Origin of the sequence: Chelatococcus composti, assembly GCF_014201415.1 — a bacterium.
Taxonomy (GTDB): Bacteria; Pseudomonadota; Alphaproteobacteria; order Rhizobiales; family Beijerinckiaceae; genus Chelatococcus_A; species Chelatococcus_A composti.
On sequence record NZ_JACHEH010000005.1, the window covers coordinates 30,620 to 50,100 of the forward strand.

A 19,481-nucleotide genomic window follows, 5' to 3' on the forward strand; every position below is an offset into this window, starting at 1 on the left:
CCTGTCGACGCTGGATGGCGCGCCCGCTCAGGCGGCCGCGACCACCTCGAAGGCCGGCAGCTGGTCATCCCAGGCCAGTTCCTGCGCTGTCTGGAAGTCCTCGATCCGCCCGATATCGAGCCACAGCCCGTCGTGGGCAAAGGTGTAGGCCGGCAGGCCGCGGGCGAGCAGCGTGTGGATGAGATCGTCGAAGCCAAACGGCACACCGGGCGGGATGTAGTCCAGCACCCGCGGCTCCATGCAGTAGACGCCCATGCTCATCATGTTGGTGAGCGAGGGCTTCTCCTTGAAGCCGACGATGCGGCCGTTGGTGTGCTCGATGACGCCGAAGTCCAGCTTCGTCTTGCGCACCGAGGCGGCAACGGTGACGAGCGCACCCTGCTCGCGGTGAACCTGGGTGAAGGCGTTGAGGCTGAGATCCGTCAGCACGTCGCCGTTGATGACGAGGAATGTGCTGTCGAGCTCGTCGCGCAGCATCGTCAGCGGACCGATGGTGCCGAGCGGCTCCTTCTCCGTCGTGTAACGGATGTTCATGCCCCACTGGTGGCCATCGCCGCAGAAGCTGCGGATGAGATGCCCGAGATAGCCCGTCGTGATGTATACGTCGCAGAAGTCGTTGCGCCGCAGCCACTGCAGGAGGAGCTCGAGAACCGGTTTCGACTGCACCGGCATGAGGGGCTTCGGGAGCACCATGGTATAGGGACGCAACCTGGTGCCGCGGCCTCCGCACTGGATGACGACCTTCATCTTGTCCTCCTTCGCCGGCGGCCCCCGGAAAACCAGGGCGGCCGCGTCCCATGATGAAACAGCGCGGATTACCAGGTGTACAGGGCGCAAAAGGGTAGATGTCGAAAGTAAAGACAGAAGACACGCAGGTTGCCTGAGCAGAGAACGCATCCGAAATTCGGCATCGTTCCCCTACTCCTTCGGAGGAAGCACGCAATAGGGATAGCGCCGATACTGCCGAAGGGAGCTGCCGAATGCCCCCTCCTCTCCCCTTTGGGCAATTGACCGGCCGGCGAGGGCAGCCGCACGATGAGCACCCTCCACCGGCCGCGGCTGATCCGCAGGGCGACGGCGATGCAACGCCAACTCGGTACGCCAGACAGCAGACCCGACCCCGGCTGCACGTCGGCCCACGTGCGCGGCCTTGCCCTGTGCCTTCTCGTCCTGCTGCCGCTGGGCCTCGCCGGCCCGGCGACGGAGGGGCAATCCTTCACCGGCAGCGTCACCTTCCCCTCCCGGCCCGCGGTTGTCGCGACGCCAGCGATACCCCGGCCGGCCTATCTCCAGACGGTGCGGGACCCTGTCTTCGGCACGCCCTTCACGCGCGTCACCGATCCGGGAGGCCGGCTCGGCAAGGATATGGCCTGCGACGAGGAGATGTGCCGGCACCGCTATTCGAGCACACAGGCATGGAACGCGGACCAGAGCCTGCTCGTCATCACCAACGGCTGCTCGGGCATGTGCTTCCTCGATGGGCGCACCTACCGGCCGCTGTTCCACCGCCCCATGGGCGAGGAATGCAAGTGGCACCCGACGCGCGCGGAGGAGATGGTCTGCGTCTACGACGACCGCGTCACCCTGTGGTGGCCGCGAACCGACGAGCATCAGGTCGTCTACAGGCCCGACGACTATTCGGACCTCTCCTTCGGCCCCTACAAGGGCAACGTCTCGGCCGACGGCCGCCGCCTCGTGCTGCGCGCCCGCGACGCAACAGGGATGCTCGTCGCCTTCGCCTACGACCTCGAGGAGCGCCGGAAGTTTCCCGACATTCCCGTGGCCGCCCTGCCCGGCGAGAACGGCTATTGCGGCATCTCCGCCACCGGGCGGTTCGTCATGTGTTTCCAGACCCTGCCGACCGGCCGCGAGACCGTGCACGTCTTCAAGGTGGACGGGCAGCTGATCCAGGTCTGGCCGGAGCATCACCGGCCGGGCCACGGCGACATGGCCATCGACGAGGACGGCCGCGACGTCTACATCGGCATCAGCAAGGCCGACCCCGACAAATGGCACGTGATCAAGCGGCGCCTGGAGGACGGGGCCGTTACCGTCCTCACCCCGCCCGGCTATGCATCGCACGCCTCGGTGCGCAACATCCGGCGCCCCGGCTGGGTCTTCCTGAGCTACGAGGGCAGCTACGACAAGGTGAAGGAGGCGTCCGGCTGGGCGCCCTTCTACCGCGAGATCGTGGCGCTGCGCATCGACGGAAGCGGCGAGCTGCGGCGCATCGTGCACACGCACAACGACGTCTCCGACTATTACAGCGAGATCCATGCCTCGCCGTCGCCGGATGGCTCGCAGGTGATCTGGTCGAGCAACTGGGGCGAGCCCGGCGGGCCCGTGGCCGACTATGTCGCGCGCATCGACTGGCCCGACGCGAAGCCCTGAGCGCGGCCGCCGAACCCTAGGGGATATTGCGCACGATATGCGGCCCGAGGCCGTTGGCGATCGGCACAGGCAGCTTCTTCCAGCACGTGATGGCGAGCGCGTATTTCGGATTGCTCGGAGCGAGTTCCGGCAGCTCCCCCCCGGCGGGCAGCCAGTAGCACCAGGACAGCGGCACCACATCCGGCTTCCACTGCAGCTTGAAGGTGTAGGTGCCGGCGCCGATGCTGGAGCGCCCGAGGTCGAGGCGGCGCACACCCGCGCCGCACGCCATCTCGATCGCGTTCCAGTAGAGAAACTCGTTCACGTAATACGACGAGACGTCATAGTCCGACGCGATCCACGGCAGCTCGATCGTGTCGCGCGAGGGGATGGCAAGCGCCGTCGCCACGGGCAGCCCCCCGAGCTCGACCAGCAGGATCTCCGCCCCGGGCACACGCTCGAGGATGGTGCGGAAGAACCGCTGCCGATGCACCGGCGTGCCGAGATCACGCATGTTCTTGGCGAAGACGCGGTAGAAGCGGTCGAGCCCCTCCATGCCGGTGCGCGAGAAGACCGCGCCCGAGCGTTCGGCCTTGCGCACCTTGCCGCGCAGGCGCGAGCTGAGTGCCGTCCAGTGCCGCTCCGGATCGGCCTCCACCGGCACGACGAGCGCCGCCTTGTGATGGCGCACCTGCCAGCCTTTCCCGTCCCCGAGCCCGGGCTGGGAAACTTGCCTGAGCTCGATGTGCCCGACGCCGAGCCGCGCGGCGAGGCGCATGGCTGCTTCCGCCAGGGCCGCCTCCGCCTCGGGCCCGTCGGCAACGATGCCACCGTAGTTCACGAAGGGCAGCGAGACGAGATAGTGGCCGAAGAGCCAGCTCTTCATCTCGAAAAGCGGCAGCACCCCGACGATGGCGCCGCCGGAGCGCGCTGCAAGATAGTGCGGACGGTGGCCGAAGCTCTGGCTCAGGATCTCGCGCCAGACGAGGGCGTGATAGCAGGACGCATCCGGCCGCGACGCGACGTAGGCGTCCCAGTCCCCTTCCAGCCGCGTCCCGGCCAGGTCGACGATCTCGATGGATGCCATCGCAACGCTCTCCCGGCGTCACTGCTCATGTCGGGAGAATCTATCCGCAGCGACCCGTGGCGTCTGCTGACCAGAAAGGCGGGCGGGCGGACTCTTCCGGCTGGTCCCGCCGTCCTTCCCGGCATCCTTTGCGGAAGATCCGCGACCGACCGGCCTCTTGCGAGTATGGCACGTTCGCGTAAGCGCCGGTCGCCGGCCACTTAAGGGATATACCACCACAGAACCGGCGCCGATCCATGCCTGTGTGGTAATCTGGAAATGTTCCACTTGGCGCTGGAAAGGAAAAAGCCGCGCCTGCGAAGCCTGCCGCATTTCAATGCTGAAACCGGCAAGCAACAGTTTCCGGAGGCGCCGGCCAAATTCCATCCAGATCGTCAAAGCGGCAAGAACGAACAAAGCGCCGGAGTTCAGGAGTGCAGGGGAGAGGTCACATGCCGGACGCGGCGCGCGCCTGTTTCATGACGGTGGATGTCGAGGACTGGTTTCACAGCTACAACTACGGGCCGCTCGTCTCCAGGGACCATTGGCCGAACTACGAAAGTCGTGTCGAGCGCAACACGGAACGCGTCCTCGACATTCTGGCGCGTTGCTCGGTCCGCGGCACCTTCTTCGTTCTCGGCTGGGTCGGGGAACGCTTTCCGCATCTCGTGCGGCGCGTCGCCGGCGCCGGCCATGAGGTGGCGTCGCACGGCTACTGGCACGAGCCGGTCTATTCGCTCACGCCCGATGCGTTCCGCGACGACGTGCAGCGGTCGAAGGCGGTGCTGGAGGACGTCACGGGCCTGCCGGTGCTCGGCTACCGCGCGCCCTGCTTTTCCATCACCAACTGGGCGCTGCCGATCCTGCGCGAGGCGGGCTTCACCTACGATTCCTCGTTTTTCCCCCTTACCGCGCACGACCGCTACGGCCGCCTCGAGGGCATCGAGCCGAATGCCGGCCCCTTCGAGGTGATCGAGGGGCTCACGGAACTCTGCATCTCGTGCCTGCCGGCCGGGCCCGTCGCTCTGCCCTGGGGCGGCGGCGGCTACTTCCGCCTGGTGCCCTTCGGGCTGTGGCGCCTCGGCATCGAGCGGATCCTGCGCCGGGGCGCCCCCTACATCTTCTACATCCATCCGTGGGACATGGACCCCGGGCAGCCGCACATGGCCGGAATGGGCAGGCTCAACGCCTGGCGCCAGCGCGTGAACCTGTCCCGCTGTGCGGAGCGGCTGGAGGCCCTCGCGGGCGCCTTTTCCTGGCAGCCCATCGGCGAAGCCCTCGCCGCGCCGCGGGCGGCGCCGTCCGCCCCGCGCCCCGCGCCGTTGCCGACGGGGGCCGTCTCCATGGCCGGGAGGGCATGATGCACGGCATGCGCCCCCATCTCCTCTGCATCGGCGGCGATGACCACGCGCTGCGCATTCCCTTCCTTCTCGCCCTGCGCGAGCAGGGCCTCAACGTGTCGGCCGCCGGCACCGGTGACGGCGAGGCCTTCGCCCGGGCGGAGATCGACTACTATCGCTATGCCATGAGCCGCTTCATCGCCCCGCGCACGGACAGGGCGGCGGTCGCTGCCCTGGCGGGCCTGATCGACGAGCTGCGGCCGACGATCATCCAGTGCTTCGACACCAAGCCGGACATCCTCGTGCCCTTCGCCGCCAGCATCGCGGGTGGGGTGCCGGTCGTCAGCACGATCACGGGGCTGGGCTGGCTCTACTCGTCGCGGTCTCCGCTCGCCCTCGGCCTCAGGCCGGTGTTCACCTTCCTGCAGCGCCGGGCCTCCCGCCGGACGACCACCCTCGTCTTCCAGAACCGGGACGACGAGGCGTTCTTCGCCCGCCGCGGCCTTCTCGGCGGCGCCGACCACCGGGTCATCCCCGGCTCAGGCATCGACGTCGCTCGCTTCGACCGCGCCGTTGCCGAGGGCCCCTCGCGGGCCGCGCTCCGCGCCGAGCTGGGGCTCGGCGATGCGCCGGTCGTCGTAACCGTCACGCGTCTCACGCGGCAGAAGGGCATCCCCACGCTGCTCGAGGCGGCTGCCATCGTGCACCGGCGCGCGCCCGAGGTGCGCTTTCTCCTCATCGGCCCGCGCGAGAGCGAGGGGCCGCTCGCCGTCAGCGCGGACGAGATCGAGCGGCACTGGCCCTATGTCATCGCGCTCGGCGCCAGGAAGGACGTACCGTCGCTGCTGAAGATGGCCGACGTCTTCGCCTTCCCGACCGAGCTGCGCGAGGGCATCCCGCGCGCGCTGATGGAGGCCTGCGTCGCCGGCCTGCCCTGCGTGACCACCGACATGCCCGGCTGCACGGACGTGATCGAGGACGGGACGAGCGGCCTCGTGGTCCCCGCCCGCTCGCCAACCCTCCTCGCCGACGCCATCATGTGCCTGCTGCGCAACCGCACCACGGCGGAGGTCTTCGGCGCACGGGCCTCGGCCCATGTGCGCCAGGAGCTCAACCTCGAGGTCACGGTCGCGCGCTATGCCGCCGTCTACGACGAGATCATCGGCCGCACGGCGGCGGGGGCACGGCTGTGGCCGGCCTATGCCCCGTTGATGCTCGTCGATCCGTCCGCACGGCGCAGTGCCTCGCCCCCGGGCCCCTCTGCATCCTCGGCGGGGTGAGCCATGCTCCTCGATCTTGTGTTCATCGCCGGGCTTCTCCTGTCCACCGCCTCGCAGCTGCGCGTCGATGGCATCCCCTTCGGCCCGGGCGAGGGGCTCCTCCTCGCGTGGCTCGCCATCATGGCGACGCGCGAGGTGGCGCGGCTCGGCCCGCCGCTGACACCGGCGCTGAGCCGCCTCCTGATCTTCTGGTCCGCCTTCGGCGGCGCACTCTGTCTCGGCGCCATGACGGGCTACGCGCTGGGGGACCTGCACGATCCGCGCTGGTTCTATCACGACATCGCGGCCTACACCTTTGCCACCCTCCTCAGCTGCTTCGGCCTGGTCCACCTCGAAACGGACGGCCGGCTGCGGCCGCGCATGTGGCTGTTCGTCGGGCTCGGCGCGGTGCTGCTCGCGCTGCAGGCGGCCATCGGCTGGATGGGCGACGGCTTCGGCGGCTTCGAGGCCTGGGAATGGGACCGGCTGCGCGGCCTCACCGAGAATGCCAACCAGCTCGCCCTCACCAGCGCCGTCGTCGGCCTCCTCGCCCTCCACCTCGCCGACACGGCGCGGCGGCCGCTGCCACGGCTTGCGGCGTGCCTGTGCATCGGCGTCGCCGTCGTCGTGGGACGTCTGACGAAGAGCGATGCCTTCCTGCTCGTCATCGCGGTGTCGGGCGTCGTCTACGTCGTCATGAAGCTGAAGACCTGGATGCTGGCGGAGCAGAACCCGCTGCCGCTGCGCTCGGCTGCCGCTTGGGGGCTCGCCCTGTCGCTGCCCTTCGCCGTGGCGCTCGCCGCTCCCTTCGGCTCCTCGATCGCGCAGCAGGCCGAGACGGTTGCAGCGCAGGCGATGCGCGGCGGCGGCCAGCACGAGACGCGTGAGACGGCCAACCTGCGCTTTGTCATCTGGAGCGACGCCGTGCGCCGCGGGCTCGAGGCCCTCTCGCTCGGCCTCGGCCCCGGACCGCACCTGAAGATCCCGGACGAGATCGCCGTCGGGCGCCGCAGCTCGGGCGGGCCGCGGGACGTGACGCAGCCGGAGATCCAGCTCGCTCCGAATTTCGAGGCGCACAACACTGTGCTCGACATCTTCGTGCAGGGCGGGCTGCCGGCGCTCCTGTGCCTCGCCTGGCTGCTCGGCGGCATCGTCGCCGGCGCCTGGCGACGACAGTTCGATGCGGTCACGACCCTCGTCTGCGGCCTCGCCGCCTACAGCCTGTTCCACTTCATCCTGCGCCAGCCGGTCGTCTGGTTCGCGCTGGTCGTCTGCCTCGCCGCGACGTCCGGGCGGTTCACCGCCGGCGTCCGCACCGGGATGAGCAAGACCTTTCCAAGGGGAGAGCGGGAACCATGCGTGTACTGAACCCCGACGGGATCCTGCGCCTCGCCGAAGCCGGCGGACCAAAGAACCTCGCCGATGATCGCGGGCATGGCTCGCTTCAGGACCCGACGGCGCCTCCCGCCTTCCTGCACCTCATCCAGGCTCTGCTGCGCCGGCGCTGGATGATCCTCGCCATCGCGACGGCGGGCACGCTGTTCGCGGCGATCCTCGCCCTGCTGGTGCCGCCGCAGTACACGGCCAAGGCGCAGCTCACCGTCGAGCGCCCCTCCGGTGCCGGCCAGGCGTCCGAGCGCGTCCTCGACGAGATCATCGACACCCACCTCGCGCTCATCGCCTCGCCGGACCACCTGCGCCATGTGGCGGACAGCCTGCGCCCGCCGCAGCCGGAGAATGCCGAAGCGGCCGCGCCTGCGGCGCCGCCCAGCCAGCCGGAGGCAACGGACGGGTCGCCTCCCGACGGGGCAAAGCAGGAACCCGGGTTCATCCAGCGGATGATGCAGCGCCTCGCCGTCTGGATCCCCGCTCTGTCGGGACGCAGCGAGGCGGACCTGTTCCTCGAGAACCTTTTCCGCAAGACCCAGGTCATCCAGGAGCGGCGCTCGCGCCTCATCACGGTGGCCTTCACCTCGCCCGATCCGCAGACGGCGGCCACCTATGCCAACCGCATCGCCGAGGCTTACGTGGACAGTCTGCGGCGACAGATGGAGGAGGACGCCGCCGAACGGCTGAAGGAGATCGACCGCCAGATTGCCGCCGCGCGCGCCGAGGTGCAGGCGGCCCAGCAGGCGGTACAGGATGCCATCCGCCGCCGCGTCGCAGCCTCCTCGCCGGACGCTGCCGCCGACGCGGACCGCGAGATCCGCGACCTGACCCGCGCCAGCCGCGAAACCGTCGAGTTCCACGACAACCTCCTGCGCCGCCGCACCGAGCTGAAGGAGGCGCAGGCGAGCATCCGGCCCGGCATCGACGTGCATTCGCGCGCCGCCGTGCCGACCTGGCCGAGCTCGCACAATCCGCTCCTTTTCGTCATTCCGAGCGCCGTCCTGTCCCTCATGGCGGGCTGCTGGCTGGCGCTGATCCTGGAGCGGGCCGACCGCCGCCTGCGCAGCGAGCGGGAGGTGCAGCGGGTCCTCGGCATCCCCTGCATCGGGCACCTCCCGCGGGTGCGCGCGGGCACCATCGGCGCACCGCGGCTCCACATCCTCAACCATCCGACCTCGCCCTATTCCGAGGCTGTGCGGAACATCGCCGCGGCACTGCAGGCGCACCACACCGGCCGCGGCTCGCGGGTCGTCCTCGTCACCTCGAGCGTCGCGGGCGAGGGCAAGTCGACGCTGGCGACCGGCCTTTCGGCCTATTTCGGCACCCTCGGCCGCCGGGTGCTGCTGATCGACCTCGACATCCTGCCGGCATCGGAGCGGGAGCCGGCGGCGCTCGCCGTCTGCCGCTCGCCCTCGCGCGAGCAGATGCGGGCGATGATCGCCCCCCAGCCCGAACTGGGGGTGGACTATCTCGGCCTGTCGCGTCTCGGCGTTGATCCTCTGCTGTTCTTCGAGCCCGAGGGCCTGCCGCGCCTGCTGACCGACCTGCGCAAGTCCTACGATGTCATCGTCGTGGGCGGCCCGCCGGTGCTCGGCTCCTCCGAGGCGAGGCTGCTCCCCTCCATCGCCGACCAGGTGCTGTTCGTCGTGCGCTGGGCCTCGACGAAGCGCGACATCGCCGAGCATGCGCTGAGTTTCCTGCGCCGCTTCCGCGCCGTGGATGAGCCCAGCCTCGGCTCCACCTTCGCCGTGCTCTCGCACGTGAAGGTGAAGCAGGCCCGCCTTTCCGTCGGCGGTGCGGACGGCAGCCCCGTCATCGACCTCGGTCCCGTCAGGCCAAACCGGGAGAAGCGCCTTCCCGCGCGGACGGCGGAGCCCGCAACCCCTGTTGAAGGGAGCGTCTGATGGCCCGTACGCAGGGAGTCCGGCGCCATATCGACACCCTGCGTCCGGCGCCCCCGCAGGAGGCGCGGCCAGGCCTTGTCCTCGATCTGCTCGCCCGCTTCGGCCTGCAGCAGATCGCCTATTGCTACTGGAAGAGCACGGACAAGCTCACGAGCGCCCTCCACGGCGAAGGCGACATTGATCTTCTCGTGTCACGCTCCGACCATGCGCGGGCGCAGGCCATCCTGCTCTGTGCCGGCTTCAAGTTCTTCCCCTCGGCCGGGGACAGAGAGCCGGTCGGCGTCTCCACCTACCTCGGCTTCGACGAAAGCAGCGGACGGCTCGTCCATGTCCACCTCCACACGCGCCTCGTCAGCGGCGGGCCGCTGACGCGCTACTGGCACCTGCCGTGGGAGGAGGCTTTGCTGGCCCGGGCCGTCCAGCACGCCCACCTGCCGGTCAGGCATCTCGACCCGGCGGCGGAGGCGCTGCTGCTCGTCACGCGCTGCTGCCTCGAATGCGGCGGCTGGGACCCCGTCTCGCTGCGGCGCGGTGCCGCGAAGCGGGCAGAGTTCGCCGCCGCGCGCCAGGCTCTCGCGGCGAAGGTTCCGCGCGAGGAGCTGCACGCCCTCGCCGCGACGCTCCTGCCGGCGAACATTGCCGCGGACCTGGCGGATGCCTTCGCCGACGGCCCGCTGCCCGACCGGCGTTCACCCCTCGCACGCGCCATCCGGCGGCATCTTTCCGAGGGCGGGTGCAGCTACAACAGGCCCGAGGCCGCGCTGCGCAGCGTGGCGCGGTCGGTCTCGTGGCTCGTCCGGCGGCTTAACCGGGATGTCATCCGGGCCCCGCGCCCGTGGAACCGCCGCCCCGCTGCGGGCGGGCTGGTGGTGGCACTCGTCGGTGTCGACGGCAGCGGCAAGTCCACGCTGCTTGCGGAACTGACACGATGGCTCGGGCCGAAGGTGGACGTCCTGCCGGTCTATTTCGGCACCGGCGACGGGCGCCCCTCGCTCGTCCTGCGGCCGCTGAAGTGGCTGATGCCGCTCGCGACGCGCGCTGCCGGCAGCAAGCCGCGCGTCGCGTCGCACGGCAAGCCCTCCGCCGGGCCCCCTTCCCTCGCCTACAGCCTCCTGCTCACGGTCTGGGCGCTCGCCGTGGCGGCCGACAAGCGCAGCAAGCTCACCGCCGCGAGGCGGGGCGCCAACCGCGGCCTTCTCGTGCTGACCGACCGCTACCCGCAGAACGAGACCCGCAGCTTCAACGACGGCCCGCTGCTGGAGCGCCTGCCGGCCGCGCCGGGCTGGCTGCGTCGGCTGGAGCGGGCGGTCTATGCACGCGCCGAGCGACTGCCACCCCACCTCGTGCTCAAGCTCGTGGCAGCTCCCGAGACCCTGGCCGCGCGCGAGCCGACGATGGATCCCCTGGTCATCCGCCGCCGGCTCGATGCGCTGTCCGGCCTCGCCTTCGGCGGCGCGGACATCGTGTGCCTCGATGTCGACAGGCCGCTGCAACAGGTGATCCTGCAGGCGAAAAGGGAAATCTGGCAGCGTCTCTAGAAAGACAGGCCCCATGATCGTCGAGTTCTTCGGCCCACCGGGTGCCGGCAAGACCACGCTGGCCCGCATGCTCCTCAATCGACTGAGGGCCCACGGCTACGAGGCGGCCATGTGGCACAGCAGCCGTCCGACAGAGCTCGTGCCGCCGAGCGGACCGGACCGGATTACGCGCCAGCTCGCTCCAATCCGCCGCATGCACCGCTCCGTGGCCGAGACGCTGTCCATCGTCAGCCATCCGCTCGCCAACGCCGAGGAGATCGCGCTCGCCAACCGTCTGCTGAAGGCCCTGCCGCCGCGCGGCCTCCTCACGCGGCTGCGCGAGGCCCAGTACATCTGCCGCATGGCCCGGGCGTGGTACGCCGCCGCGCGGATGGGGCGGATCACCATCTTCGACCAGGGGCTGGCGCAGGAGCTCTGCTCGCTCCTTATCCTCTCCGGCCATGGCGAGGCCGCGCCGCTCGCCACGCTGCTCGAGGGCCTTCCACTCGCCCAGCTCTCGGTGCTCGTCACGGTCTCGCCGACCCTGCTGAAGCGGCGGACGGTCGACAGGCTGTCGCGCCTGCAGTTCGTCGAGCGCCTCCTCGAGCGCCGCAGCAGGCAGGACTTCTTCCCGGTCGCGCACCAGCTTCATGATGTCCTTTCCAGCAGCGGCCGCACCGTCGTGTGCGCCAGTTCGGTGGACGAGCAAGAGACCGAAACGAGCCTCGAGCGGATCGAGCAGGAGGTGATCCGCCAGTACGCGGCCGTGCAAGACAAACAAGAAGGGGGGAGGGCCACGGAATGAAACCGATGAAGTCGACCATGACGGCCCTCAACGCTCCCGGGAGCGAAGCACCGCGAAGCAAGACGGCAGAGGCGCAGCCATTCTCGGTCTCCTCGGCCGCCGGGCGCGTCCGGCGCGGCGGTGTCGTCGCCTTCTTCGTCTACAGCGTCGGCTACGCCGTCACCTATCTCTCGCAGCTCGTCGTCGCCCGCCTGATCGGCGCGCAGGACTACGGCATCTATGCCTACGTGACGGCCTGGGCCACAGTCCTCATCTATGTCTCGACCCTCGGGTTCGATGTCGCGCTGCTGCGTTTCGTGCCCGTCTACCGCGCGAAGGATGCCTGGGGGCTGATGCGGGGCGTCGTGCGCTACGCCCGGCGCAGCGTCGCCATCGTCGGTTCGGTTCTCGCGCTGGCGAGCGCCGGCCTCTTCCTCGCGTGGCAGCCCGACGACGCGCTGGCCGTGCCATTCATCATCGGCTTCGCCACGGTTCCCGTCGTCGCGCTGCTCAGGGTCCAGTGCACCGTGCTGCGGGCTTCGGGCGCCGTCGTCGCCGCGCTTGCGCCGGACCGCATCGTGCGCGAGGGCAGCCTCGTGGTGCTGGTCTCCATCGCGACCCTCGTCCTCGGATGGCAGGTCAGTGCGCAATGGGCCCTCACCGCCGCACTGGTCGGCGCCGTGACCGGCCTGCTGCTCGCGTACTATGCCCAGCGCGTGCACCACCCCCTGCCCGGCGGGAGCCTGCCGCCGTCATACGACACCCCGGCCTGGCGCAAGGCGGCCCTGCCCCTGATGATCGCGGGAGCGACGGAGGTTCTGATCAACCGCACGGGCGTCATCGTGCTCGGCTGGACGGACCACACGCAGGAAGCCGGCATCTACAGCCTCGCCTTCAACGTGGCGCTTCTCGTCACCCTGCCGCGCGTTGCCGTCAACACGCTCTTCGCCCCGGCCATCTCCAGCCTGCACGCGGCCGGAGACCGGCAGGCCCTCCAGGCCCTGGTGCGGCGCACGGCCCAGTGGACCCTGGTCGCCGCGGCGGCCATCGCGGCAGTCATCTTCGTCCTCGCCGACCCGCTGATGTCGTCCTTCGGCGCCGCCTACCGCGAAGGCGTCGCCCCGCTGCGCGTCCTGCTCGTGGCGCAGGTGCTCGCGGTCGGCGCCGGATCCCAGCTCTACGTGATGACGATGACGGGGCACGAGCGCAGCGCAGCGGTGCTGCTCGTGGCAGCGGCCTCGGCCAACGTCGTCGTGAGCCTCATGCTGGTGCAGTTCTTCGGCGTCGTCGGCGCCGCCATCGGCTCGGCCGGGACGCTGCTGGCCTGGAACGCCATGATGGCCCTGTGGATCTGGCGCAGGCTCGGCCTCATGCCGGGCCTGCTGTGCCTGCGCACGTCGCAGGCCTGATTCGCCGGAAAACGCCGCAGGAACCGACTGCGTCGGGGAGGAAAGGCCGTCTCGCACCCGGTCCGATACTTGCTGCAAAGGCGCTAAACCCGTGCGCCACAACGCCAAAGGGCCGCATCTAATTTAAACAGATTAACTGCCCCGCTTTGATGGGACAGACGATTCGGATAAATTTTACATTGTAAGCTCTTGCGTACTCTTATTGGCATGGGGCGACGGAATGGGACATGTTCCTGCCACTACTGTTGTTGTATCGTCAAATACTCTTCTCAGGGAAGGATTGGCGCAGGTTCTGAGTGGCGCCAATTTTACGGAAATCCTGTCGGTTCCGACCCTCGATGCCGTGGATATCTCGTCTCTTCCCTCGGCGGAATCAGCCTTGATTATCGTCGACGTCGATTCCGACTTCGACATGAAGATCCGGCAGATCAAGTCGCTGAAGGCCGCCTGCCCTTCGGTCCGCGTCGCCGTCTTCGGCCAGAACATCCGCCGCAGCGACATCGCCACCGCCCTGCGCGCCGGAGCCAATGCCTGCTTTGCCCAGGTGTCGGCCTGCGACGTCTTCATCAAGGCGCTGGAACTCGTGATGCTGGGCGAGCCGGTGGTTCAGCCGGTGCTCTGGGCGCTCAACCTCGCCGATGACAACGACGGGTCGTCCGGCCGCAGCGAGCCGGCGGAAGGGAACGATGCGGCCGCCGAAGGCTTGGGCCCGGGGACCGGCCCGGACAACGGCCCCAGCCTCGCCGGCCAGGACACCGAAACGGGCGGAGCGACCGTCACCCAGTTCCCCGAGACCGGGCTGCCGGCCCTCTCGCCGCGCCAGCACTTCATCCTGCGCTGTCTCGTCCAGGGTGACTCGAACAAGCTCATTGCGCGCAAGATCGCGGTCAGCGAAGGCACGGTGAAGGCGCACCTGAAGGTGCTTCTCAGGAAGATGAAGGTTCGCAACCGTACGCAGGCTGCCATCTGGGCTCTCAACCACCAGTCCTACCTCTCGGCGGTGGCCGACGACGGCGAGGACCGTGGCCTCGGCGAGGCCCGCCGCGCGGCCGCTCGTGAGCCCTGCCGGGCGCTGACGTGACCGCATGCTCCCTGCCCGCCGCCTGCCACCACGCGGGCAAGAAGGGCACCCTCAAACCAGCACCAGGGCCGCGACCATGAACGAGACGCTCTTTTCCGACGGCATGGGGCACGGGGCGGGGCGCGACGGCGGCGCCAGCACGGAGCGGCGGTTTGCCCGCGCCACGATGCTGGCGCCGCAGCGCCGCCCGTTCGCGCGCCTTCCCCTCGCCGTCGCGGCCGCCATGCTGCTCCTCGTCTTGCCGGCACGGGCGGACTTCCGGGTCGACACGGGGGACGTGATCGAGATCGTCGTGACGTCCGCGCCCGAGCTGCAGCGCCGCCTGCCGGTGCGCATCGACGGCAACATCTCCTTTCCCCTCATCGGCACCATGAAGGTCGCCGGCCTCACCGCCTCAGAGCTGCAGGACCGCGTCCAGGCGGCGCTCTCGGCCAAGGTCTTCCAGCGGCGGATGCCCGACGGCACCCAGGTCGACATCATCATCGGCGCGGACGAGGTCACGGCCAGCGTCGTCGAGTACCGGCCCGTTTACGTCAACGGCGATGTGCTGAAGCCGGGCGAATACGCCTATCGCCCGTCCATGACCGTGCGCCAGGCGGTGACGGCGGCCGGCAGCTATTCGCTGGTGCGCTTCGGCACGGGCGACCGCTTCGCCGAGACGGCCAATTTCGAGGCCGAGTTCGGCGCCCTGTGGGCCGAATACGTGCGCGCCGAGGCGCGCATCTGGGGTCTGCGCAAGCTCCTGGGGCAGGAGCAGCCCTTCGACTATGCGACGCTGGTGGGCGGGCCCATCACGCGCGCCAGCGCCAGCGAAGTCCTCGCCATCGAATCCGAGCGTGTGGCCGCTGTCGAGGCCGATCAGCAGCGCCGCCGGGATGCCCTCGTGCGCGCCCTCAAGGAGTGCGACGACGAGATCGCCGTTCTCGCCGAGCGTCAGAAGGTCGAGGACAAGAGCGCCGCCGACGACGCGGAGGAGCTGGCGCGCATTACCAAGCTCTACGGCCGCGGCGAACTCATCAGCCAGCGGGTGACGGATGCGCGGCGTGCCGTGATGCTGTCCGAGTCGCGGCGCCTCGAGACGACGTCACACCTCATGCAGATCCGCCGGCTGCGCGTCGAGCTGCAGTCGCAGCTCGACCGGCTCGACGGCGAGCTGCGCATGGGCCTGCTGCGCGAGCTGCAGGAGGCCACCGGCAGGGCCGAAGGCCTGCGCGCGCGCATCAACGGCCTGACGCTCGTCCGGCAGCGCACCCTCAGCCTGCCGGAGGCGTCCCCGAGCGCGGCGCTGAAGCCCCAGATCATGATCGTCCGCAAGACGGACGAGGGCCGCGAGCACTTCGTCGCGGACGAGGACACGGAGCTCTACCCCGGTGACGTGCTGCAGGTCTCCGTCAGCCCCGTGAACGCTGGCGGCGTCGCCATGGGCACCACGCCGGACGGCGCGGTGGCCGTGCGCTGACGCGCCGGCCGTCTCACGGGGTGTCGTCGAAGCGGCCGAGCCGCGCCATCATCGCCGCGATGTCGGCGGCGAAGAGTTGCGCCGCAGCGCCCAGGGTGCGCCCGCGCTTCTTCAGCAGCATCGACCGGGCACCGATCAGCGGTCCGTCGGTGAGCGCCACGGTCGCGAGCCCGCCGTCGATGCCGCGGATGGCAAAGCGGGGCAGGAAGGTAACGCCGCTGCCCTCGCGCGCGAATTCGAGCAGCAGGGCGATGGAATTGCTCTCCACCTGCTTGCGCAGGCGAAAGCCGCCGAGCCATTCGGCCTGCTCGATGGCACGGCGGGTGCCGTAGCGCGTGAGCTGCAGCGCCGAGGGCACGTCCGCGAAGGCCGACAGCGGCAGCCGCTCGGCGCCGGCATAGGGATGGTCCTTGCTCATCACGGCGAAGACCGGCGTCGCCGCCTCGGCGAGGCATTCAAGCGCCGGTGTCAGGCGGGGGCTGAAGGCGAGCGCCAGGTCGAGCTCGCCGGCGGCGAGACGCTCCAGCATCTGCTCCGTGCCAGCCGTCTCCGCATGCAGCGTCACGTTGGGATGGGTGGCGAGAAAGCGCGCCGTGCGGGTGCGGAAGGTGGCGGCGATGAAACCCTCGCCGATGGCGAAGCGCACGATGCCGCGCTCTCCCCCCTCGACGGCCGAAAGCTCCTCGATGAGGCGCTCGTCGAGCCGCCAGCGCTCCTGCGCGTGCTGAGCGAGGACCTCACCGGCGACGGTCGCGCGGATGCCGCGCCGGTCGCGCTCCAGCAGCGGCACGCCGAGGTTGAGCTCGATGGCGCGCACGGCGCGGCTCACCACGGAGGGCGCCACGCCCATGGCCTCGGCCGCACCGCGGATGGAGCCGGCATCGAAGGCAGCGCGGAAATACTGCAGCGAGCGATCGTCGATGGAGCGCAGGGCGCGCGCCAGCCGCCCGCGGGGCTGCATCGCGGCCCGCCGGCTGCGCTCGCCGTCGTCTGTGTCAACCGTAGCCAAAGCTGAAGCCAGGCTTCTCCGCCGTCTCGATCCAGATGCTCTTGGTCTGCAGGTATTCGTCAAGTCCCTCGCGCCCGCTGGAGCGGCCATAGCCGCTGTCCTTGAAGCCGCCGAAGGGCGTCATCACGCTGATGGTCTTGTACGAGTTGACCCACAGCGTGCCCGCCTCAAGCTGCGAGACGACGCGCATGGCGCGGCCCACGTCACCGGTCCACACCGCGCCGGCGAGGCCGAAGTCGCTGTCGTTGGCGATGGCAACGGCCTCCGCCTCCCCTTCGAAGGGGATGACGCCGACCACCGGCCCGAACACTTCCTCGCGGGCGATCTCGAGATCGTTGGTGACGTCGCCCAGCACCGTCGGACGGTAGAAAAAGCCCTCGCCGCAGCCGGCCGGGCGGGCGCCGCCGGCAAGAAGCCTAGCCCCGTCGCGCCGGGCCTTGGCCACCATTGTCTCGATGCGCTCGTACTGGCGCGCGTTCTGCACCGGGCCGATCTGCGTGCCCGCCGCCAGCGGCGGGCCGACCACGATCTTGTCCGCGAGCGCGGCAAGCCGGTCGGCCACCTCGCGATAGATGCTGCGTTCCACGAGAAGCCGCGAACCGGCGACGCAGCTCTGCCCCGCGCCGGAGAAGATGGCCGCGGCCGCACCGCCAACCGCCTTCTCGATATCAGCATCGGCAAAGACGATGTTGGCCGACTTGCCGCCAAGCTCGAGCACACAGGGCTTGACGCCTTCCGCGCTCAGGGCGGCGATGCGCCGGCCCGTCGCCGGCGAGCCGATGAAGGCCACCTTGCGCACGGTGCGGTGGCGGATGGCCGCGGCGCCCGTCGTGTGGCCGAGGCCCGTCAGCACGCCGATGGTCTTTTCCGGCACGCCCGCCTCGATCATGAGCCGGCCGAGGGCAAGCGCCGTGAGCGGCGTGTTCTCCGAGGGCTTGAGCAACACTGCATTGCCGGTGGCGAGCGCCGGCGCCGTGTTCCAGCCAGCAACGAAGAGCGGCGCGTTCCACGGCGTGATGATGAGCACGACGCCGTAGGGCACCTTCATGGTCTGGTTGACGTGCGAGGTCGGCACGGGAATGACCTCGCCGTGGATCTTGTCGCACCAGCCGGCGTAGTACTCGAACATTTCGGCGACCTTGATCGCCTCGGCGCGGGCATCGGCCAGCGGCTTGCCGACGTTGACCGCCTCCATGCGGGCGAGATCCTCGACCCGCTCGCGCACCAGGGCGCCGACGCGGTACAGGATGCGGCCGCGCTCGGCCGCCGTCAGGCTCCACCAGGCGCGGCGCCCCTCCTCGGCGGCGGCAGCCGCAGCGGCGACGACCGCCTCGCCCGCGTCAGCATAGGTGAGCAGGGCGCGGCCGCTCGCCGGGTCGGCCACCGTCACCGTCTCGCCGGTGCCGTCGACGAGGCGGCCGGCCACGAGGCTCGCCACCCGCGCATCCCCTCCCCAGAAGGGGGCAAGGAGCGTGCGCGCATCGACAGGTGCTGAGGACGGAGCGGTCATGCGGGATCTCCCAGAACGGCGCGGTTGAAGTCGGCGGTCGGGCCCCAGCCCTGAGTCAGCGCGTTCCAGCGCTCGCGCACCTCGCGCAGCATGGGGATGGCGAGGCCCGTGCGCTCGGCGAGCTCGAGCGCAAGGCCGACGTCCTTGGCCATGAGGCCCATGGTGAAGCCGGAATCGAAGCTGCCGCTCGCGATCCAGCGCGGATAGTTCACCTCCGTCACGGCGCTGCGGCCGGAGGCACCATTGACCACCGTGAGCAGCGCATCCAGCGTCGCGCCGGCCGCGACGCCGACGCGCATCGCCTCGCCGGCGAGGATGAGATGGCCGGCGACGAGCACGTTGTTGACCAGCTTGGCGATGTGGCCGTCGCCCGGCCCGCCGACGACCGAGACCTTCTGGCCGAGGATGTCGAGCACCGGCTTCGCGCGCTCCACAGCCTCGGGCACACCCCCCACCATGATGGAGAGCGCGCCGGACGCCGCGCCGGCGGGCCCCCCGCTGACGGGGGCGTCGACCAGCGCATGGCCGGCCGCCGCCAGGCGCGCGTGCAGGGTGCGTGTCAGGTCCGGATCGCTCGTCGAGGTGTCGATGACGAGCCGGTGTCTGGCGGGCGAGCCGAGGAGGCCGCCCTCCCCGGTCAGCACCGCCTCCACGGTCGCCGGGAACGGCAGCGACAGCACGATCGTCTCGGCCTCCCGCCAGATGACGCCGAGATCCTCGGTAACCTCGACTCCCGGAACGGCGGCCGCCGCCTCGCGCGCACCGGCGGCGACGTCGTAGCCGATCACCGGTACGCCGGCCCGCGCCAGCGTCGCGAGCATGCCCTGCCCCATGCGGCCGAGACCGACGACCGCGATCTTGCCTGCTGCCATTGTGCCAGACCTTCTCAGCCCGTGATGCGCAGCGTCAGGTCGGCGATGACGACCGAGCCGATGTAGGTGCCGAACATCACGCAGATGGCGACGACGACGATCTTCCAGCCCGACTTGCGGGCGATGGTGAACTCCTGCTGCGTCAGGGCGAGGCCGGCGTAGGCAAGGGCCGGCGTAGCCATGACGAGGAAGTTGATCTTGCTCACCGCCTCGCTGACGAAGGCCGCGCCCGGCACCCCCGGGATCGTCGCAATGATGGCGACGAGGGAGATCCAGGCGACGCTCGGCAGGTAAAACGGCATGTACTTGGCGATGACGAGCCCGACCATCGTCATCACATAGAGGCAGGCCATGCCCGGCAGGGCATCGAGCGGCGTCACCTTCGTCGCCACCCAGTTGCCGACGAGCGCGATGGCGCAGACGACGACGAGCAGGACGGCATGGCTGGCGAGGTCGATCGCGCGGCCCTCGGCCGGCGCTTCGGTGATGGAGATCTCGTTGTTCATGACGGA

At 69.8% G+C, this 19,481-nt stretch carries 16 protein-coding genes; 10 read left to right on the plus strand and 6 right to left on the minus strand.

Annotated elements, in window-relative coordinates; all coding sequences use genetic code 11:
* Positions 1–27: 27 nt before the first annotated feature.
* Positions 28–747 carry a nucleotidyltransferase family protein gene (locus HNQ73_RS11430; RefSeq protein ID WP_183335008.1) on the minus strand — a complete coding sequence of 240 codons (720 nt, stop codon included), beginning with the start codon at positions 745–747 and terminating at the stop codon, positions 28–30.
* A gap of 288 nt (positions 748–1,035) precedes the next feature.
* Between HNQ73_RS11430 and HNQ73_RS11435 the strand changes: the two genes are divergently transcribed.
* Positions 1,036–2,391 carry a hypothetical protein gene (locus HNQ73_RS11435; protein ID WP_183335009.1) on the plus strand — a complete coding sequence of 452 codons (1,356 nt, stop codon included), beginning with the start codon at positions 1,036–1,038 and terminating at the stop codon, positions 2,389–2,391.
* A gap of 16 nt (positions 2,392–2,407) precedes the next feature.
* Here HNQ73_RS11435 and HNQ73_RS11440 read toward each other — a convergent pair whose 3' ends face one another.
* Complete coding sequence (locus HNQ73_RS11440) at positions 2,408–3,457, minus strand: FemAB family XrtA/PEP-CTERM system-associated protein (protein WP_183335010.1); 1,050 nt, start codon at positions 3,455–3,457, stop codon at positions 2,408–2,410.
* Positions 3,458–3,888: 431 nt separating this feature from the next.
* On the opposite strand from HNQ73_RS11440, the gene HNQ73_RS11445 reads away from it, so the two are divergent.
* The 9 genes from HNQ73_RS11445 (at position 3,889) to HNQ73_RS11485 (ending at position 15,578) form a co-directional block, all read left to right on the plus strand.
* On the plus strand, positions 3,889–4,797 hold the full coding sequence (locus HNQ73_RS11445; RefSeq protein ID WP_183335011.1) for an XrtA system polysaccharide deacetylase: 909 nt from the start codon (positions 3,889–3,891) through the stop codon (positions 4,795–4,797).
* Positions 4,798–4,805: 8 nt separating this feature from the next.
* Complete coding sequence (locus HNQ73_RS11450) at positions 4,806–6,056, plus strand: glycosyltransferase family 4 protein (RefSeq protein WP_183335012.1); 1,251 nt, start codon at positions 4,806–4,808, stop codon at positions 6,054–6,056.
* A 3-nt stretch (positions 6,057–6,059) separates the two neighbouring features.
* Positions 6,060–7,403 carry an O-antigen ligase family protein gene (locus HNQ73_RS11455; RefSeq protein ID WP_183335013.1) on the plus strand — a complete coding sequence of 448 codons (1,344 nt, stop codon included), beginning with the start codon at positions 6,060–6,062 and terminating at the stop codon, positions 7,401–7,403.
* Positions 7,391–9,328: a tyrosine-protein kinase domain-containing protein gene (locus HNQ73_RS11460; protein WP_183335014.1), complete on the plus strand. Its 1,938-nt coding sequence runs from the start codon at positions 7,391–7,393 to the stop codon at positions 9,326–9,328. The genes HNQ73_RS11455 and HNQ73_RS11460 overlap by 13 nt, the downstream gene beginning before the upstream one ends.
* Positions 9,328–10,866, plus strand: a complete 1,539-nt coding sequence (locus HNQ73_RS11465; protein WP_183335015.1) for a hypothetical protein — start codon at positions 9,328–9,330, stop codon at positions 10,864–10,866. The genes HNQ73_RS11460 and HNQ73_RS11465 overlap by 1 nt, the downstream gene beginning before the upstream one ends.
* A 13-nt stretch (positions 10,867–10,879) precedes the next feature.
* Positions 10,880–11,650, plus strand: coding sequence for an AAA family ATPase (locus HNQ73_RS11470; protein ID WP_183335016.1), 771 nt, complete (start codon positions 10,880–10,882; stop codon positions 11,648–11,650).
* Positions 11,647–13,038: a lipopolysaccharide biosynthesis protein gene (locus tag HNQ73_RS11475; RefSeq protein ID WP_183335017.1), complete on the plus strand. Its 1,392-nt coding sequence runs from the start codon at positions 11,647–11,649 to the stop codon at positions 13,036–13,038. Before HNQ73_RS11470 ends, HNQ73_RS11475 begins: the two co-directional genes overlap by 4 nt.
* A gap of 379 nt (positions 13,039–13,417) precedes the next feature.
* Positions 13,418–14,119, plus strand: coding sequence for a LuxR C-terminal-related transcriptional regulator (locus HNQ73_RS11480; protein ID WP_210305163.1), 702 nt, complete (start codon positions 13,418–13,420; stop codon positions 14,117–14,119).
* Between the two features lie 76 nt (positions 14,120–14,195).
* Positions 14,196–15,578, plus strand: a complete 1,383-nt coding sequence (locus HNQ73_RS11485; protein ID WP_183335018.1) for a polysaccharide biosynthesis/export family protein — start codon at positions 14,196–14,198, stop codon at positions 15,576–15,578.
* A 13-nt stretch (positions 15,579–15,591) separates the two neighbouring features.
* On the opposite strand, the gene HNQ73_RS11490 is transcribed toward HNQ73_RS11485, so the two are convergent.
* Genes HNQ73_RS11490 through HNQ73_RS11505 form a run of 4 tightly spaced genes read right to left on the minus strand, consistent with a single transcriptional unit; the run spans position 15,592 to position 19,475 of the window.
* On the minus strand, positions 15,592–16,539 hold the full coding sequence (locus tag HNQ73_RS11490) for a LysR family transcriptional regulator (RefSeq protein ID WP_183335019.1): 948 nt from the start codon (positions 16,537–16,539) through the stop codon (positions 15,592–15,594).
* A 34-nt stretch (positions 16,540–16,573) separates the two neighbouring features.
* Positions 16,574–18,097 (minus strand): aldehyde dehydrogenase family protein, encoded by a 1,524-nt coding sequence (locus HNQ73_RS11495; RefSeq protein WP_210305166.1) that lies wholly within the window; start codon positions 18,095–18,097, stop codon positions 16,574–16,576.
* Positions 18,094–19,077 (minus strand): NAD(P)-dependent oxidoreductase, encoded by a 984-nt coding sequence (locus tag HNQ73_RS11500; RefSeq protein WP_338077631.1) that lies wholly within the window; start codon positions 19,075–19,077, stop codon positions 18,094–18,096. Before HNQ73_RS11500 ends, HNQ73_RS11495 begins: the two co-directional genes overlap by 4 nt.
* A complete protein-coding gene (locus HNQ73_RS11505; RefSeq protein ID WP_183335021.1) occupies positions 18,984–19,475 on the minus strand; it encodes a hypothetical protein in 492 nt (163 codons plus the stop codon). The genes HNQ73_RS11500 and HNQ73_RS11505 overlap by 94 nt, the downstream gene beginning before the upstream one ends.
* Positions 19,476–19,481 lie beyond the last annotated feature (6 nt).

Excerpts from the sequence above, each read along its gene's own strand:
- HNQ73_RS11460 (WP_183335014.1), top strand. The coding sequence starts at position 7,391 with ATGCGTGTACTGAACCCCGACGGGATCCTGCGCCTCGCCGAAGCCGGC.
- HNQ73_RS11485 (WP_183335018.1), top strand. The coding sequence starts at position 14,196 with ATGAACGAGACGCTCTTTTCCGACGGCATGGGGCACGGGGCGGGGCGC.
- HNQ73_RS11435 (WP_183335009.1), top strand. The coding sequence starts at position 1,036 with ATGAGCACCCTCCACCGGCCGCGGCTGATCCGCAGGGCGACGGCGATG.
- HNQ73_RS11455 (WP_183335013.1), top strand. The coding sequence starts at position 6,060 with ATGCTCCTCGATCTTGTGTTCATCGCCGGGCTTCTCCTGTCCACCGCC.
- HNQ73_RS11470 (WP_183335016.1), top strand. The coding sequence starts at position 10,880 with ATGATCGTCGAGTTCTTCGGCCCACCGGGTGCCGGCAAGACCACGCTG.
- HNQ73_RS11440 (WP_183335010.1), bottom strand. The coding sequence starts at position 3,457 with ATGGCATCCATCGAGATCGTCGACCTGGCCGGGACGCGGCTGGAAGGG.
- HNQ73_RS11445 (WP_183335011.1), top strand. The coding sequence starts at position 3,889 with ATGCCGGACGCGGCGCGCGCCTGTTTCATGACGGTGGATGTCGAGGAC.
- HNQ73_RS11490 (WP_183335019.1), bottom strand. The coding sequence starts at position 16,539 with ATGCAGCCCCGCGGGCGGCTGGCGCGCGCCCTGCGCTCCATCGACGAT.
- HNQ73_RS11495 (WP_210305166.1), bottom strand. The coding sequence starts at position 18,097 with ATGACCGCTCCGTCCTCAGCACCTGTCGATGCGCGCACGCTCCTTGCC.
- HNQ73_RS11465 (WP_183335015.1), top strand. The coding sequence starts at position 9,328 with ATGGCCCGTACGCAGGGAGTCCGGCGCCATATCGACACCCTGCGTCCG.
- HNQ73_RS11450 (WP_183335012.1), top strand. The coding sequence starts at position 4,806 with ATGCGCCCCCATCTCCTCTGCATCGGCGGCGATGACCACGCGCTGCGC.
- HNQ73_RS11430 (WP_183335008.1), bottom strand. The coding sequence starts at position 747 with ATGAAGGTCGTCATCCAGTGCGGAGGCCGCGGCACCAGGTTGCGTCCC.
- HNQ73_RS11505 (WP_183335021.1), bottom strand. The coding sequence starts at position 19,475 with ATGAACAACGAGATCTCCATCACCGAAGCGCCGGCCGAGGGCCGCGCG.
- HNQ73_RS11475 (WP_183335017.1), top strand. The coding sequence starts at position 11,647 with ATGAAACCGATGAAGTCGACCATGACGGCCCTCAACGCTCCCGGGAGC.